This window comes from Vibrio sp. 1727 (assembly GCF_033344415.1).
Taxonomy (GTDB): domain Bacteria; phylum Pseudomonadota; class Gammaproteobacteria; order Enterobacterales; family Vibrionaceae; genus Vibrio; species Vibrio alginolyticus.
In genome coordinates, this window is sequence record NZ_JAWPOT010000012.1 from 50,958 (window position 1) to 67,980 (window position 17,023).

At 45.5% G+C, this 17,023-nt stretch carries 9 protein-coding genes; 7 read left to right on the plus strand and 2 right to left on the minus strand.

Going from position 1 to position 17,023, the window contains the following annotated elements:
* Positions 1 to 280: 280 nt before the first annotated feature.
* Positions 281 to 1,822, plus strand: a complete 1,542-nt coding sequence (locus R8O10_RS12810) for a sodium:solute symporter (protein WP_039840591.1) — start codon at positions 281 to 283, stop codon at positions 1,820 to 1,822.
* An 11-nt stretch (positions 1,823 to 1,833) separates the two neighbouring features.
* Positions 1,834 to 3,204, plus strand: coding sequence for an L-serine ammonia-lyase (locus R8O10_RS12815; RefSeq protein ID WP_041056177.1), 1,371 nt, complete (start codon positions 1,834 to 1,836; stop codon positions 3,202 to 3,204).
* A gap of 77 nt (positions 3,205 to 3,281) precedes the next feature.
* Here the strand turns inward: R8O10_RS12815 and glgX are convergent, their stop codons facing one another.
* Complete coding sequence (gene glgX / locus R8O10_RS12820) at positions 3,282 to 5,273, minus strand: glycogen debranching protein GlgX (RefSeq protein WP_318191455.1); 1,992 nt, start codon at positions 5,271 to 5,273, stop codon at positions 3,282 to 3,284.
* A 446-nt stretch (positions 5,274 to 5,719) separates the two neighbouring features.
* Here glgX and R8O10_RS12825 point away from each other — a divergent pair, with 446 nt between their 5' ends.
* From R8O10_RS12825 to R8O10_RS12845, 5 genes are all read left to right on the plus strand, one after another.
* The gene (locus R8O10_RS12825; protein WP_005374784.1) at positions 5,720 to 6,991 is read left to right on the plus strand and encodes a maltoporin; all 1,272 of its coding nucleotides are present in this window, start codon (positions 5,720 to 5,722) and stop codon (positions 6,989 to 6,991) included.
* Positions 6,992 to 7,091: 100 nt separating this feature from the next.
* Positions 7,092 to 7,901, plus strand: a complete 810-nt coding sequence (locus tag R8O10_RS12830) for a MalM family protein (protein WP_005374786.1) — start codon at positions 7,092 to 7,094, stop codon at positions 7,899 to 7,901.
* Between the two features lie 317 nt (positions 7,902 to 8,218).
* Positions 8,219 to 8,725, plus strand: a complete 507-nt coding sequence (locus R8O10_RS12835) for a hypothetical protein (protein WP_054578620.1) — start codon at positions 8,219 to 8,221, stop codon at positions 8,723 to 8,725.
* Between the two features lie 120 nt (positions 8,726 to 8,845).
* On the plus strand, positions 8,846 to 10,459 hold the full coding sequence (locus R8O10_RS12840) for an alpha-amylase family glycosyl hydrolase (RefSeq protein ID WP_054578621.1): 1,614 nt from the start codon (positions 8,846 to 8,848) through the stop codon (positions 10,457 to 10,459).
* A gap of 331 nt (positions 10,460 to 10,790) precedes the next feature.
* Positions 10,791 to 12,407, plus strand: coding sequence for an endonuclease (locus tag R8O10_RS12845; RefSeq protein ID WP_054578622.1), 1,617 nt, complete (start codon positions 10,791 to 10,793; stop codon positions 12,405 to 12,407).
* A gap of 99 nt (positions 12,408 to 12,506) precedes the next feature.
* Here the strand turns inward: R8O10_RS12845 and pulA are convergent, their stop codons facing one another.
* Positions 12,507 to 16,496 carry a pullulanase-type alpha-1,6-glucosidase gene (pulA, locus tag R8O10_RS12850; RefSeq protein ID WP_054578623.1) on the minus strand — a complete coding sequence of 1,330 codons (3,990 nt, stop codon included), beginning with the start codon at positions 16,494 to 16,496 and terminating at the stop codon, positions 12,507 to 12,509.
* Between the last annotated feature and the right edge of the window lie 527 nt (positions 16,497 to 17,023).

Here is a 17,023-nt window from a genome sequence, read left to right on the forward strand (position 1 = left end):
TCTTATTTGGATCATCTTCGATTTCGTGTCGGGGTGAATCATAGTTTTTTTAAGGTTATTAGATCCGTGATCAAAATCAATTTTAAAATGAATGCGTACCCATTTTGTGGGTTTTAGTGACAAGGATCTCACTAATCGGCGTTTTTGGCGATTTTGAATACATTTTCGCCTATATTGGTGATAATAATCACACTTACAGTGGGATTGTCGTTTAAAAATGCCTTTTTACAGTAATATCTGGGCATAATAATTAGCTACCCAGAATTAGGAAAACCTTAAAATGGTTACGTACTCAAGTTTTGTGGTAATTGCGTTATATGTAGCAATTACCATACTAATCAGCTATTTAGTGAATAAGCGCTACAGCAATGGTGGCGACTTTTCCACGGGTGGAAAGCAATTTGGCTGGTTTACGGCAGGTGTTTCGATACTTGCGACTTACATTAGTGCGATGACGTTTGTAGGGATGCCTGGTTGGGTTTATAGCTCTGGCATGGAAGCGATGAGTATTCACCTTAACTATCCCATCGTTATCTTTTTCACCGTCATTTTCTTTGTGCCTGTCTTCTATAAGCTGGGCCTGACTTCGATTTATGAATACCTTGAGCACCGCTTTGGGGTGTATGCAAGAACCATCAACTCGATTGTGTTTATTGTGGTTCAATGTATCTCTGCGGGTGTGATTTTGTATGCCGTGGCGCTGATCTTAGTGCAAGTTCTGCCTATCAGTATTTCTGAAGCCATTATCTACATCAGTATTTTCACCGCTTGCTATACCTATGCGGGTGGGATTTCCACGGTTATCTGGACCGATATGTTGCAATCTGCAGTATTGGTTGCGGGCAGCATCGCTATCTTTGCCATTCTAATGACAGAGATTAATGCGGCAGATTACCTTTCTCGTGATCACCTGAATATCATCAATTTAGACTTTGATCTAGGCGTAGATACCACACTCTGGGCTGGCGTGGTTGCCGTGAGCTTTTTGCATTTGAGTGTGTACGGCACCAACCAATTGATCATCCAACGCACGTTAGCGACGAGATGTGAAAAGACGGCACAGAAGTCGATGCTGTTGTGTGGTTACGGTGCGTTTTTCGTGTACTTGTTCTTCGCGGTACTCGGTGTTCTTTTGAGTGTTTTCTATCAAGATCAATCATTTGAAAACAGCAACGAAGTGATTTTGGATTTCGTCTTCAACCACACTAACCCAATAGTCGTTGGTTTGATCATTTCCGCATTGGCGGCGGCCGCAATGTCGACCTTGGACTCGACCTACAACTCAATGGCGACTGTCGCGACGTTCGATATCTACAAGCGTTTCGTTCGCAAAAGTGCCGATGATGAGCACTACGAAAAAGTCGCAAGAAAGATGAGTTTGCTCGCTGCGGCCATGGTGGTAGTGCCAGCTCTTCTGGCGGTATCGAATGAATCGGTACTCAAAACCATCGCTAGTCTGACTTCTATCTTTGTTGGTATCCGTTTGGGTTCATTCGTGCTTGGTTTATTCTGGGCGAAAGCCAATGAGAAAGGCGTGATCGTTGGCAGTATCATGAGTGTGATTGCGGTGTTTACTGCCATGTATCTCGACGTGGCTTGGCCGTGGTTCGCGCCAATTGGTACGTTCGTCTTCCTTTTGTTTGGTGTGTTAGTGAGCCGTCGTTGGGGCGCTGTGACTGCCGAGCAACAAATCTTTATCAATAATCAAAAACATCTTTTTGCAAAGCCAACCGCAAGCCATTACGGGCTGTTGGTGTTCGCTGTGGCGACCATCGCCGCTTGTATGGTTCTCCCTGATTGGCTTTATGCTGCATTGTCGTAATAGGTAAGTTTATGCTGTCCATCTTTGATATTTACAAGATTGGTGTGGGCCCTTCTAGCTCTCACACCAATGGTCCAATGATCGCGGGTTACCACTTCACTCGTTTGATTGAATCGAACTTGGCAAAAGTGGTTCGTATTCAAGTCGATTTATACGGTTCACTCTCGTTAACGGGGATTGGTCACCATACTGACCGTGCAACGATTTTGGGTCTGTTGGGTAACAAACCAGATACCATCAAAATCGCTTCTGCGAACAAAGCGATGCGCAAGGCGATTGAAGAGGGCATGATGTCTGTCGATGGCCGTCATGAAATCGAATTCAACTACAAAACGGACATGTTGTTCCATGAAGAGAACCTTCCTCTGCATGAAAATGGCATGACGATTACTGCGCTAGATGCGCATGGCAATCAGGTTGGGTTTGAAACTTACTACTCTATCGGTGGTGGTTTCATCGCAACGGCGGATGAATTGCAAAATGGCAGTGCGACTACACCCGTAGAAGTTGAGTTCCCATTCTCCAGTGCAGACGAAATGTTGGCACAGGCTGAGAAGAACGGCATGAGCCTCGGCGGCATGATTCTGAAAAACGAACAAGCGTTTCAGGATATGGAAGCTATTAATCAACGCGCAGAACAGATCTGGCGTGTGATGACGCGTTGCATGGAGCGTGGTTTCGAGACAGAAGGTATCTTGGACGGCGGTTTGAATGTGACCCGCCGTGCGCCTAACTTGCTGAAGAAGCTTGAAGCAAATGCAGCGATTGAAAACGATCCAATGGAAATCATGGATTGGATTAACCTGTTTGCTTTTGCTGTGAGTGAAGAAAACGCCGCTGGTGGACAAGTCGTAACGTCGCCAACTAATGGTGCGGCGGGTGTGATTCCAGCGGTATTGATGTACTACCATCGCTTCATCAAAGAGCTCGATACTAAACAGCTTAAAGACTTCCTTGCTGTATCCGGTGCGATTGGCATTTTGTACAAAACTAATGCGTCTATCTCGGGTGCCGAAGTGGGTTGTCAGGGCGAAGTCGGTGTTTCTTCTTCTATGGCGGCAGCTGGCTTGACCGCGCTACGTGGTGGCAGCAATGAACAAATTTGCATTGCTGCTGAGATTGCCATGGAGCACTCACTAGGCATGACTTGTGACCCAATTGGTGGCTTAGTGCAAGTACCGTGTATTGAGCGTAATGCAATGGGGGCAATGAAAGCGATCAATGCATCTCGCATGGCATTAAAGCGTAATAGTAAATGTTTGATCTCGTTGGATAAGGTGATTGAAACCATGTATCAAACGGGCAAAGACATGAACAAGAAATACCGCGAGACGTCACTGGGTGGATTGGCTTTGATCCACCTAGCGCCGCCTTGCGAATAATGAGTTAGGCAAATCTAACCAACAAAAAGCCGAAGCACTGAGATGCATCGGCTTTCCTTTTTTGGAGCGTTTATAACTTAGCTATGCGTTTGCTCACCTTTTGGTGTGCTTTGGTTTGGTTGATAGTGCAAAATCACCATTGAGGTGGGTGACAGCAAGACTTCGCCTTCAGCATGTCCTGGGTTGAGGTTACGTACGTTTGTATCACAGATCGTCACCCATTCTTGCTTTCGCTCATTGGGGAGTTTAAAGCGCGCTGTGGCGTTAGTTTGGTTGATGAGGTAGACCAGCTCTTGCCCTTCTTTACCGATACCAAGGTGAAGTGCGACAGAGCTTAAACGGTTCCAATCATCGTGCTCCATTAAGCGACCGTCTGTACGGCGCCAGAAAATACGGTTGTTATTGCGGTTTTCGCCACTGAAAGCTCGGATAAATGGCACCATGTATTGATTTCGGTTGGCGACCATTTGTGACATCCATGCTTTGAAATGTTGCTTACGTTCTGTCTCTTCCCAGTTCAGCCAACTGGTTTCGTTATCTTGGCAATAGGCATTATTGTTACCGCCTTGGGTGTGAGACAGAACATCAGCAGTGAGAATGTGTGGGATACCGAAGGCAAACAGCAAGCTAGCAATAAGGTTGCGTTTTTGCTTTTCACGCGTGGCGATAATCATCAGATTTTCCGTCTCGCCTTCAACACCGTAGTTTTCTGAACGATTGTCACCGTGACCGTCGCGATTTTCTTCGCCATTGGCTTCGTTATGTTTGTGCTTGTAAGACACTAAATCTTGCAGTGTGAAGCCATCGTGATACGTGATGTAATTTACGGTGAGTTTGTATGGCCAGTTCGCTGCACTATAAATGTCACGAGAGCCCATTAATCGAGTGGCAAACTCTTTTAAATAGCCTTGATCACCGCGCCAAAAACTGCGGGAAATATCACGCAGTTTGTCATTACATTCGTTCCAACCAAATGGAAAGTTACCCACTTGGTAGCCATTTGGACCAATATCCCAAGGCTCGGCAATCAATTTGGTTTCACGCAAAATTGGGTCTTGCGCAACGGCTTTAAAGAAAGCTGCTTCTGGGTTGTAATCATCGCCCTGTCGACCTAACGTTGCAGCCAAGTCAAAACGGAAGCCATCGACTTTAAATTCGCTAACCCAGTAGCGCAATGTATCCATCACAAGGTTTAAGGCTGGTTGGTAGGTGAGATCCACTGTATTTCCGCAGCCAGTGTAATTGGCGAAGTGGTTGCCATGTTTGATGTAAAAACAGGAGTCGAGGGCTTTCAGGTTGAAAATTGTAGGCCCTTCACCACCTTCAGCAGTGTGGTTGTAAACCACGTCGAGAATCACTTCGATGCCGTTTTTATGCAATTCGCGAATTGTTGTTTTTAATTCCGTAACGGCGTCTTGTTCTGCGTAGCGCGGATCGGGCACCATAAAGAGATAAGGGTTGTATCCCCAATAATTGACCTTTTCTATCTCTAGTAGGTGAGGCTCATGCATGCATGCTGCGACAGGTAGCAATTGCAGCGTGTTGATGTTTTGCTGTTTGTAAAAGGCCAGCATTTCAGGTGATGCAAGACCTAAATAGCGCCCCTTCAGCTTGTCCTCAACCTCAGGGTGGCGTTGGGTAAGCCCTTTGACGTGCGTCTCAAACAACACCATCTCTTCTCTGGGTATACGCGGGTGATCCGTGTTTTGCCAGTCAAAATCATCTTCGATAACGACGCACTTCGGCATATCGAAACTTTTGGCTGGAGAGTAGGGAGGATGATAGTGGAGGGCTTTATCTATTGATTTTGCGTACGGATCAGAAATTAACAGTGGCTCGTCCTTGTGGGAGACAAGATAACCGTATTTTTGCCCTGGCTTAATATCTGGAATAAAAGTATGACGTATGCCAGCGTATTCATTCGGTAAACCGTGAAGCTCGTAGCTGCCATCGTCTGCAAACAATGCCAGTTGAATGTCTTTTACGCCCGGAGCATGAATAGAGAAGTTACAGCCTTCTTTATTCAATGTTGCGCCCAGGGGGTAGGGGCGAGAGAGAAGTCGTGTCATCGGAGATACTTTATTTAATATTTATTGCTACCTTTAGGAAACTATAAGTTAAAAACTTTGTCTTACTAAGGTCAACCACCCTAAATATAAAAATATTCGTGTAATTTAATTACTTTATGTGACGGCTTAGAGTCAAAAATATGAAATGGCTATCACTTTGTAGCGGCTCAAAACCGAACAAACTTACTAATTCCTCCCTAGATTGGTGATCTGACTCGAAAAAACACCATTCGGTAAATTTTCTACTCCCTTCTCATCCCCCTTAAATTAGTTTAGGGCGGAGGAAGTCATCCTTGTACGCCTCGGGTAATCTCACAACTGTTGAAACAAACGGGGATTCGTTCCCATCTTACCTCTCTTTCTTTAGGTGTGTTTTTACTGCCTATATTCACCTAAAAGAGTGAGCAGGGAAGACAGAATTATAAATACCCTTAATGGAGTTAAGAATGAAAAAAGTAAGTGCAATTGCTGCTGCTGTAGCTGCAACTTTAGCTGCTGGTTCTGCATTCGCAGTGGATTTCCACGGTTACATGCGTGCTGGCGTTGGCGTGAACGCTGACGGTGGTCAACAATTAACATTCGAAAAGAACAAGATCGGTCGTCTAGGTAATGAAAGCGATATCTACGGCGAGATTCAACTAGGTAAAGAAGTTTACAACAACAACGGCAAAACGTTCTACGTAGACTCTATGGTTGCAATGACTTCTAACGGTTCAAACGACTGGGAAAGCACTTCTGCTAACTGTGGTTTGGATAACGGCGAAGTGAAATGTGTAGACGATGCACAATTCGCACTACGTCAGTTCAACGTTCAAGCTAAAGGCCTACTAAACTTTGCTCCTGAAGCAACGCTTTGGGCAGGTAAACGCTACTACCAACGTCACGACATTCATATCTCTGACTTCTACTACTGGAACATCTCTGGCGCGGGCGCTGGTGTTGAAGGTATCGAAGCTGGTCCTGGTAAAGTTTCTTTCGCTTGGGTTCGTAACGACCGCGGCGATATCGCAGACCCAGGCAACGATGGCGGCGCAACAAACGTAAACACTCTAGACGTACGTTACGCAGGTCTTCCTCTATGGGACAACGGCTCTCTAGAAATGGGCTTGAACTACGCAATTCTTAACGAAACTGACGCTGCGCCAAACGGCACTAAAGATGCGAAAAACGGCGTAATGTTCACAGCAGAATTGACTCAAGGTCTAGACGCTGGTTTCAACAAAACAGTGCTTCAGTACGGTACTGAAGGTTACTCAAAAACAATGGCATTCTACGGCGACGGTAGCTGGTACGGCGCAGAAGCTGACAACGGTGCATCTGGTTACCGCCTAATCAACTGGGGTGTAATCGGCATGGGCGACAGCTGGGAAATGGGTCACCAGCTAGTGTACGGTGTTGGTGAAGACATGTGGGCTGGCCAAGACAAGTGGGAAACAATGTCTGTTGTTGTTCGTCCAATGTACAAATGGGATGACAACCACAAAACTATTTTCGAAGCTGGTTACGCTATCGACGATAACGACGGCGAAGAAAACAAATACGGTAAGCTAACTGTTGCTCAAGCATGGTCTGCTGGTTCTAGCTTCTGGGCTCGTCCTGAAATCCGTGTTTACGCTTCTTACCTAACGGCTGACAAAGAAGACAACTCAAACACATTTGACAACGGTCGTTCAGACGATACGTTCCAATTCGGTGTACAAGCTGAAGCTTGGTGGTAATCATCTAACCACTAAGTCCTAAATTGTCCTAGAATGATACAGCCAGAACTTATCTGGCTGTATTTATTTAAAAAACAATAAAGAGTCGAGGTAGACAGTAATGAAAAAATGGCTTGCTCCCGTACTGCTGGGCATGTTGGCTACTGGTTGTGCGTCTGTAGAACAAGTAGAGATGAGTCCAAAAGGTCAGCAACAAGTGATCACGCAATCGGGTGATATTCAATGGGTACCGCTTAACGTGCCTGTGGTTACTGAATTCGCTTTGACTGATAAAAGCCAAATGTTGTTGGATGGTAACAGTGCTGGCGCTATTGCAGCGTTTGCTCTTCCAGGTAACCGTGGCAGTCTCGATATCAAATTAGAGACATTCGTAAGTAAAGAACTTCAATTTTATGCTCCTAATGTCGCAGTGATGAACTCGGCAGGAGAAACCATTTACCAAGCAGATTTTTCAAAGTTTAAGTACGAACCAGCAAAACTGTTGGACAACGATAAATTCGTACTTGATCTCAATGTGATTCCAGACATGACAGGTAACGATCTGCATGTGTTGGTTTACACGACTTCCGCCGATCTAAAAGGAAGTACACAAGTTTTACACCCTGCAAAAGCCTTCGCCATGGCGCGTCACACTCAGCCGCCAGATATTGCAGACCCTCTAGCGAAACATAGCCCACTCGGTCAGTTCCGCTTTTCGGTATCCGCGAATGATATTGTGAATACTAAGATTGTTGCGAAAAACGACAACATTCCCCAAGGTACGGACCTTACTAGCTACTACTACAGCTCAATTGAAGCGGCAGTCGCAGCGAATGATATTCCGAAAGCGCTCACTTTGCTTGATGAAGCAAAAGAGCTAGGTATTGAAGGTGCACAACAAGTGTTTGTGAAAGCCGTAAATAGAAAATAATCAGATAAAAAAAGGTCAGCGAAATGCTGACCTTTTTCATAGAAAATAAACTAATAAAAATACCCCTACATAGAGTTACCTTATTCACATAATTATTTTTATTACTTTGTTTTTTATATAGGTTGGATCAATAATTAATGGCAGTTCCTAATTTATTTTTTGTACTTAGGAAATAAACAAACTTCTCGAAGTGATTTAAATTCACAATCTGACGATATTTATTTGTCGTTTGATATTTCCATTTTAATAACGATTAATATTTCTTTTAACCGTTGAGTTTATTTTACTTTGGATATACTAAAAAGGAATTACGTGAAATGAACATGATGAAGACCTCTCTTGCTGCTGCTCTACTTGCTGCCTTAGTGGGTTGTCAATCGACTGCAGAACCAGAAGCGGCCGCAGAGCCTGTTGTTAATATGTCTCAAGACGAAGTGGTTGCTTTCATGAAAGCGTGTGACAACCCAGATAGCACAGCGAAAGGACCTATTTCTAAACCACTATTTGTGGTGGGTACGTTTGCGGATTCCGATTGGAAACACGTGCCTCAGCGTCAATACACCTACAAAGGGAATAATTTCTACCAAGCCGTGGTTCAAGAAAAAGTAGGCTCCTACAAAATGCAGTACGCGACCGAGTTGTGGTTCCCACAATTTACCGCAAAAGGTAATAGAATGAACGTTGGTGAATTAACACCATTAACATTTGGTGGTTACGGTACGGATACTTCGGTTGATATTAAAGAAGATGGTAAATATGTATGGAGTCTTCAGTTTGAAGGAAAAGGCAAACCTGTTCATGTCATGGTAAATAAGTGCCAATAATATTCCATTCAGTTATTTAAAATCTATTTTTATTTATTAACCCCTGCATGAAACACATGTCGGGGTTAATTTTATTACTCAAATTTCCGTAGTTTATTTGAGTAAGTTAGGGAGAATAAAATGCGTAATATCCTACGTAACCATCGCCTGTCTCGATCGTTGCTTGCGTTAAGTGTGATTGGTGCTTTATCTGCGTGTAATTCTTCTGGTGGTGGCGACACTAATAGCAGCACTCCGCTACCGGATACCAGTTATGCTTGCCAAGCCAATGTCATGGCGCAAAGTAACCAACTTCGTACTTATCAAATCATGGTAGAGAGTTTTGTGGATGGTGATGCGAGCATTGGTCACGGTACAGGTTATGGCACCAGCCATCATAACGGCGATTTGCAAGGAGTGATTGATTCACTCGATTACATCCAAGATTTAGGGATGAACGCGATTTGGTTGACGCCAGTTTTTGAATCGGAAGCGATAGTGGGCCAAGAACACTGGGCCGATCGTCTGGATGCCACGGGCTACTTTGCAACGGATTACTTCACCATTGATCCACGTTTTGGTGATTTAGAAACGGCGAGAACCTTGGTCGAGGAAGCACACAAACGCGGCTTATACGTGTTTTTTGATGGTGTATTTGGTCATCACAAAGATGGTTTGATCAAACCATCTCCCTCCGGTTTGTTGCCATCGGGATCGAGCAATCCCGTTGATTACCCGGCCAGTCTCGATTTCTACAAAGAAGTGGCAACCTATTGGATCAAAGAACTGAAGATTGACGGCTGGCGTTTAGATCAAGCCTATCAAGTTCCGACAGACGCTTGGACACAACTTCGTAAAGCCGTCGATGAAGCCTCACAAAGTGTGACGTACACCAATAGCAAAGGCGAACAAGTGAATCCGTTGGGCTATATGGTGGCAGAGATTTGGAAAGGGGAGTCTGAAATCGCGAATGAGGCGTATGGATCGAACAGCGATCCAGCATTGTGCTCTGCGTTTGACTTCCCTATGCGATATCGCATCGTTGAAACTTTGGCCGTGAATGAGAGCGGCGTGGGTGGTCGCGGTGCGGATTGGTTAGACAACGGCTACAGCACACACAACCAATATCCAACACATGCGCAGCCGAATTTGATGATCGGCAACCATGATTTAGTGCGCTTTGGTGACTTGTTACAGCGCGGAAACTTGGCGGATGTGAATGATGCAGAATATTGGTTACGCCATAAAGCCGCGTTTGCTTTCCAAGCGGCGTACACCGGGCCAATCACGTTGTACTACGGTGATGAAATCGGGGATCAAGTGGATGGTTTTGCCGCAAAAGAAGACAACAGCACCTGCGCCATTCAAGGTTTGTGCGATGATCACGTTGCGCGCAGCAGTGCGAAAATTGAAGGCGTGACGGCGACGCTTGATGCAAACCAAGCCGATCTCAAATCTTATGTGACATCGCTGATGACAATGCGCGATGCGCATCCTGCACTTTATCAGGGGTCACGCACGAATTTAGTTGCGAGTAACGGCAGTTATGTGGACTTGAAACAATCTGGTTCGGACAAAGTCTTGTTTGCGCTAAATACCTTAGAGAGCGCTAGAAGCGTTACTCTTACTCAGGAGAGTGTTGGTACTGGTGAGTTGGTGGATTTGCTCACGAATGAAAAAATTACTCCGAGCAATGGTCAATATCAGATTCTGATGTCGCCACTACAAGGACGATTCTTTGCGGTAAAACCTTAAGGAATTATCCAGAATTGATGCTCACCAGTTGAGCTGACCACAAGCTTTCTTATAAACAAGCCAAGTGTTGTTGCTGACCCCCATAGGCGCACACTTGGCTTTTTTCTGTCTGTTTTACTTTTCTCTTAATGGTTTTACGACGATGTAGCCAACAAGTTGCTTCGCTTTTTGTATTGGCATTTGTTTTCAGCAGATGGATATTTGTGAGATAAGCTGCACATTAAAAAGTAAATTAACACTTGTGCAACGTAAAAATGTGACTGAAGGATTACTTATGCCCCACTAATATGTTTATCGTGTTTGGGATTTACATAACTAATGGAAAAGTATAATGAAATCCATAACGAAACCCCTCTGTCTTCTTGCTGTTATTAGCTCTCCGCTTGCATATAGCCAAATTCTCAATGGTGACTTTGAACAGTGGAATGGCAGTGCGCCTACGCAGTGGTCGGAGATTGACGCTGGCATTACAGTGTCGCCAAGCAGCGAGCAAATCAAATCGGGTGGTCTGGCTGCCCAGGTCGTCGTGAATACAGGTACCCAAAGCAACACCGACTTTTTGCAAACCATTAATGTGGAGCAAGGGAAAACCTATCCGTTTTCTGTCTCGGTTTATCATACCGAAGGAAATGTAAAAGCACGTCTGGTGGTTGATGGTTATCACAATTACTCGAACCCACAACAGATAAACCAGTGGCAAGAGCTCGCGCACAACTACACAGCGAGCTCGAACAAGACCATCAACGTCGGTTTGCGTTTTTACGATGAAGCCAGTTTTGATGGCTCAGAAGTTGTCTACGTCGATAATTTTCAACCGACCGAGACAAGTACACAACCTCCTGTAGAAAATTGTAGTGATCATGAGGTGGTTCTTACACTCACGACGGACAACTATGGCTCAGAAACTAGCTGGGAGTTGAAAAATAGCCAAGCGCAAGTGCTTTTCTCTGGTCAGGGGTATGAGTCGTCAACCTCTGTTGAAAAGACCATGTGTTTGGCCGATGGTAACTACCAATTTACGATTCAAGACAGCTATGGCGACGGCATTTGCTGTGGCAATGGTTCGGGGTCTTACGCGTTGAAGGTGGGAGATAAGACTCTTGCTTCTGGCGCTGAATTCTCGAAAAGTGAAACCACCAATTTTAACTTAGGTGACACAACGACGACCCCACCAGTGGTTGATGGTTACTATCAAGCGGCATCTGGTAAGACGGGATACGCTCTAAAAACAGCGTTGTTTAACATTATCAATAATCACTCCAGCCGAGGCTATTCTGCGGTCTGGACCTTGGTAAAAGATGCCGATATTGATCGTTATTACGAAAATGATGGCTCTATTCTCGATATGTATTCTGAAAAGCCATCTGGTAGCGATACAGTAAGCTTTACCAAAGTCACAGACCAATGTGGCCAATACAAAACGGAAGGGGATTGCTACAACCGTGAGCACTCTTTTCCGAAAAGCTGGTTTGGCGGTAAGGTTGAGCCGATGAACTCAGACGGTCATCACTTGTTTGCAACTGATGGTTATGTAAACGCGAAGCGCAGTAATTGGCCATTTGGTGAAGTGGGCACCGCGACCTACGTGTCTAGTAATGGCTCTAAACTTGGCCAAGCAAGCACTAGTCTGGGCTACTCCGGTACGGTTTTTGAGCCGATCGATGAGTTTAAAGGCGATTTTGCTCGTGCCTATTTCTACATGGCAACCCGCTATGAAAATATTGTAGGTAACTGGGAAGGCAATTCAAGCAATGCGGATGCTGTCCTTGATGGTTCAAGTTCGACGGTTTTTGAACCTTGGATGTTAAACATGCTGAAACGTTGGCACAAAAATGATCCCGTTAGTGAAAAAGAACGAAACCGCAATCAACAAGTGTTTGATTTTCAGGGCAATCGTAATCCATTCATTGATCATCCTGAGTTTGTTGAACAGATTTGGGGAAACTAACACCTTTTTGATTTTGGTATCCACCATTTAGTGACGCCAACAAAACAAAGGGGAAGCGTGATGCTTCCCCTTTTTCATTACGGATGTTTTTAAATGAAACTAGTTTTTCGTTACCGTCACGATTGGCGCCGACTTGTCAGCCGCGTTGAAGTGGAAGTTGTAATTTCCTGCTTCTGCAATCGCAATTTTCAGGTTTGCACTACCACCACCGACTTCCATCGTTAGCGCTTTACCAAGCTCAACACTGCCTTCGCCACCGAAGTTGGTGTCTGCTGCCCAGTCTGCGCTCGCAACTTTCATCTCGTAGTTGCCCGCCGCTAGGTCAATGTCTAGCGAGTAAACGTCATTTGCAACATAGCTGAACTTCGCAGTGGAGTCTTGCGCTGGAGTGTCCCATGTGGTGATAGTGCCACGTAGGTAAAGTGCTGTTTCACCGAATGTTGGTGCATCTGCTGACTTGGTCACTGACACGACCGGTTTTTCTACGCTTTCATCTTGAACATGCAGCGCGTTCAGAGTGAAGTTGTACTTACCTGTTTCAGCAACAGACAGCTTACAGTTACCTTCTGAACCTAAGTCTAGTGAACCAGAAGCTATATTCGCAGCATCACAACCGATGTTTGGATTTGCCCAACCAGAGTCCGCGAATTTGAACTCGTGCTCACCTGCTTCAAGAACGCCAGTTACAGAGTACATACCGTTGCCAATAAAGGTCATCGCCCAATCACTGCTATCAGACCACTCGTTCATCGTGCCTTTCACGTAAACAACCGTTTCGCCGTAAGGAGGAATACTCGATACGTCTTTGTTATCCGTGTTTACTGGTAGGCCAGCACCTTGCGCGCCGTTTTGTGGCTGCACGAATACCGCTGTTGTCAGTGCTGGTACTGTGAAGGTTTCATTGGTGAAGCTTGCACCTTTCACGATGTCATCCGCAGAGTTTTGTTGAACTTCATGTAACTCGAACCCAGTTGCGCCAGCAACTTTGAAAGATTTCTCAGTTGATGTTGAGTTCACAACGGCCACAACAGCATCGTAGTTCGAATCTAAATCGGCACCTGCTGATGTACCATCGTCGATAGACATCACAATCAAGCCTTCCACTTGGTCTTTCCCTACGTTGCGGAAGTCCACACGGTTCATCACTTCTTGCGCGGTATCTAGGCGGAACAGTTCGCTTGTGCTACGGATTTTTAGTAGCTCTAGGAATTGTTGCTTAGTCAGCTCGATGTCGGTTGAATCTGGTTTCGCCGTGCTGTCACCAACGATGGTTTTGATCAGCTCCCAGTTTGCACCGTCTTTGTCTTCACGTGGTAGACCAACGTTCCAGTTATTGTCGCTTCCGTCGAAGAATACACGGTTGAACCAGTCACCAGAATCGTACGAGTCGCGCTGCATGGATTTAGAGCGCAATAGCTCAGAACCCATGTGGATAAATGGAATGCCTTGACCAAGCATCACCGTTGATAGGGACACAGCCTGCATACGTGCACGCTCGGCAGATGAAGTGCCAGTCGCAATCTTGTAGGCGTTGTTATCCCACAATGTTTGGTTGTCGTGCTTAGACACGTAAGAGATGTTCTCTGATGGCACTTTTGTGTAGCCTGCAGGCGCACCATTGTAATCAACGTTCTTACCCAGTTTGGTTTCGCCTTTGTAATCAAGAAGGATGTAGTCAGCCAAGTTACCAGCCATACCTAGACGAACCAGATCTTGGTTGTGTAAACGACCATTCACCGATTCTGCGTCAGTTTTGGTTTCTTCGTTAGGATAAGCGGCGTTACCAAAGCCTTGGTTAAAGCGAAGTGGGTGCTTACCTTCAGAATCTACACCGCCATCAAACGGGCTTCCGCCACGAACTGCGTCACGCAGACGATCAGAGAAAGTACCGATTTCTGTCCCCGCCATGTTGACTTGTGTCGCCTGATCGAAGCGAGCGTTTTGCGCGACTTCACCAAAGTCCCAACCTTCGCCGTAGAACAAGGTATTCGGGTCAATTTCACGGACTTTTTCAAGTGCGTAAACCATCACATCTTTCGGCTGGTGGCCCATAAGGTCAAAACGGAAACCATCGACTTTATAGTCATCCGCCCATACCATCAATGAGTCAACCATTAGTTTACCCATCATCAAGTTCTCGGTTGCGGTGTTATCACAACAGGTTGAGTTTTCGACTCCGCCAGTGTTGACGTTTAGGCGGTGGTAGTACCCAGGGACAATCTTATCCAGTACTGATTTTTCGTTCACACCAGATGCATTTGTGTGGTTGTACACGACGTCCATGACCAGTTTCAGATCCATTTTATGCGTCGCTTGAACCATTTCGCGGAACTCTAGAATACGCTTAGACCCGTTAGGATCGGTCGCATAACTGCCTTCTGGCACGGTGTAGTGGTAAGGGTCGTAACCCCAGTTGAAGCTGTCTAGCATGCGAAGATCGTTCATCAACGCTTGTGCTTTGCCCGTTGTTGGGTCGTAGCTATTTAATACCTCTTCAATCACTTTGCCGTCATCTTCGGTCTCACAAATGGAGGCTTCTGGCTTGATGCCACAAAGTTTACCCACGGTGTCGGTGATATCGACTCGCTTGTCAGCGTCTTCATCCACGGTTGCAATATCAAATGCTGGCAAGATATGTAGCGTTGTTAGGCCAGCATCTTTTAAAGCTTGTAAGTGAGATACAGACTCACGCTCAGGTTCTGTAAGCGCCAGATATTTGCCATCAAGACTTGGTGTGCCTTTGCTGTCGTTAAAGCTGAAATCACGAATGTGTGACTCGTAAAGGACGTGGTCTTCGTCTTTTTTAACCGTTGGGCGTGCGTAGTTTTTCCAATCTTGAGGCATTAAGCTTGGATCATCTAAATCAACCACTTGCGAGTATCGTGAGTTCTTAGACAAGCTCATTGAATATGGGTCTGTTACCAAACGCGTTTCAACGACGCCAGTTGTTGGGTGGTATACCTTAACTTGGTAGCGATAGTATTTGTTGACAACGTTGCTTTGTGCCTCAGAAACCCAGATACCTGTTGCTGGGTCTTCCGTCATGGCAACGGTCGCTTCTTCTGCTAAGTTTTCATCGTAGATTATCAGATCAACATCTTGGGCAGTTGGTGCCCATAGTTTGAAGGTTGCGGCACCGCCTTCCACAATCGCACCGAGTTCTTGACCGATCGCGTTACCTGCCTTGGAATCGGCAAACACCGCATCCAAAACGCCCGGTTTTTGCACTTCAGTTGCAGAAATGACGTCACCATTTGCGTTGTAAGCCACCATAACGATTTGTGACTTCAGGATCGTACGCAAGGTCGCGTCATCGACATCGATACCCGCAGCTTGAAGGCTAGCAAGGTGACGGAAGCGTGATTTCAGACCATCAGACAACTCACCAGCCTTTGTCAGCTCAACCGCTGTACCGCCAGAGATTTGCTTATCTTCATCCATTTTGATGTCATTGCTAAGGCTGTAGAACAGCTTCATGGAATCCGCATTGGCCGCCGCTTCCCACGCGATGGTGTTGGCGTCTAACCAATGCGCTTTTTGACCATCAATATCAACAGGGCGTTCTTCGATTGGCTCGTAGTAAAGCTCACTGCTGCCGTGGAAGCCAAACAAACCTTTCGATTCGCCGATTTTCGTCAACTCTACTTTTGAGTTTGCGCTGCCGAACGCTTTCTCATCACCTTTGTGCAGAATGAAGTTCATGCATTCGTGTGGGTCAGAGGCGTCTGGATTTATTTTCAGTACGTAGTAAGCACCGTAGGTGTCGTTGATGCCATCGAATGGGTGTGGCGCAGACCAATCCGTTCCTGTTCCCGGAATGCCCATTGCGTCTAAATCTGTGCTGGTACAGCCCTCACCGTTCCATAGGTGCAAGCCCCAACCTTCGTAGTCGCTGGCTGTTGAAGCTGATGCTACGTCACGTTTGTAATAAATGACGACTTCGTTCTCTCCCGCAGGGTACAAGCCTGAGCCAGGGGTCGTCGTATCTTCGTTCGTGCTATCACTACCACAACCGCTGATTACCGCGACGGAAATCAAAGGCAGTACGGTTTTGGCAATTGTTGATAATTTAAATGTCTTATTGTCCACGTTTACAAATCCATTGTTATTGAATTGATATTGAGCTGCGCGCTGCCTTCGCTGACTCAATCATCAAGAAGGTTTTGCACACGCTAGAAAGGCAGATGCCAAAAAAGGAAATGTTCAATTAGATGCTAATACACTGAATCATCAGCAAAATGTGAGAGCAGGCTGTTAAGTTTTTTACAGGTGCAAATTTTCTGTCACAGTCGATTTTGTTCACAAATTAAATAATAAAACAGGCGCATAGTGAGAGATTCTGCACATCATTAAAATGTGAATTTTTATGGGAGGAGTAAGGGGGGATGATAGGGGATGAGAATATCTCAGCCCCAAAACCGTGATTAAGTTCTATAAAAATGAGGGCCATATTTTTCTTTTAAAAATAAGTTGCAGTGATGTTGAATAAAATACCGCCATTAAGTCTTAGCAAGCTTCAGATTTTCGCTAAGTGGTCGTTATATAATGAAGGTAGTCGGCGTTATGTCGGCGCATAATCATAAGATTTCCCTGAAAGGGAGTTGAATTGGGCCCTG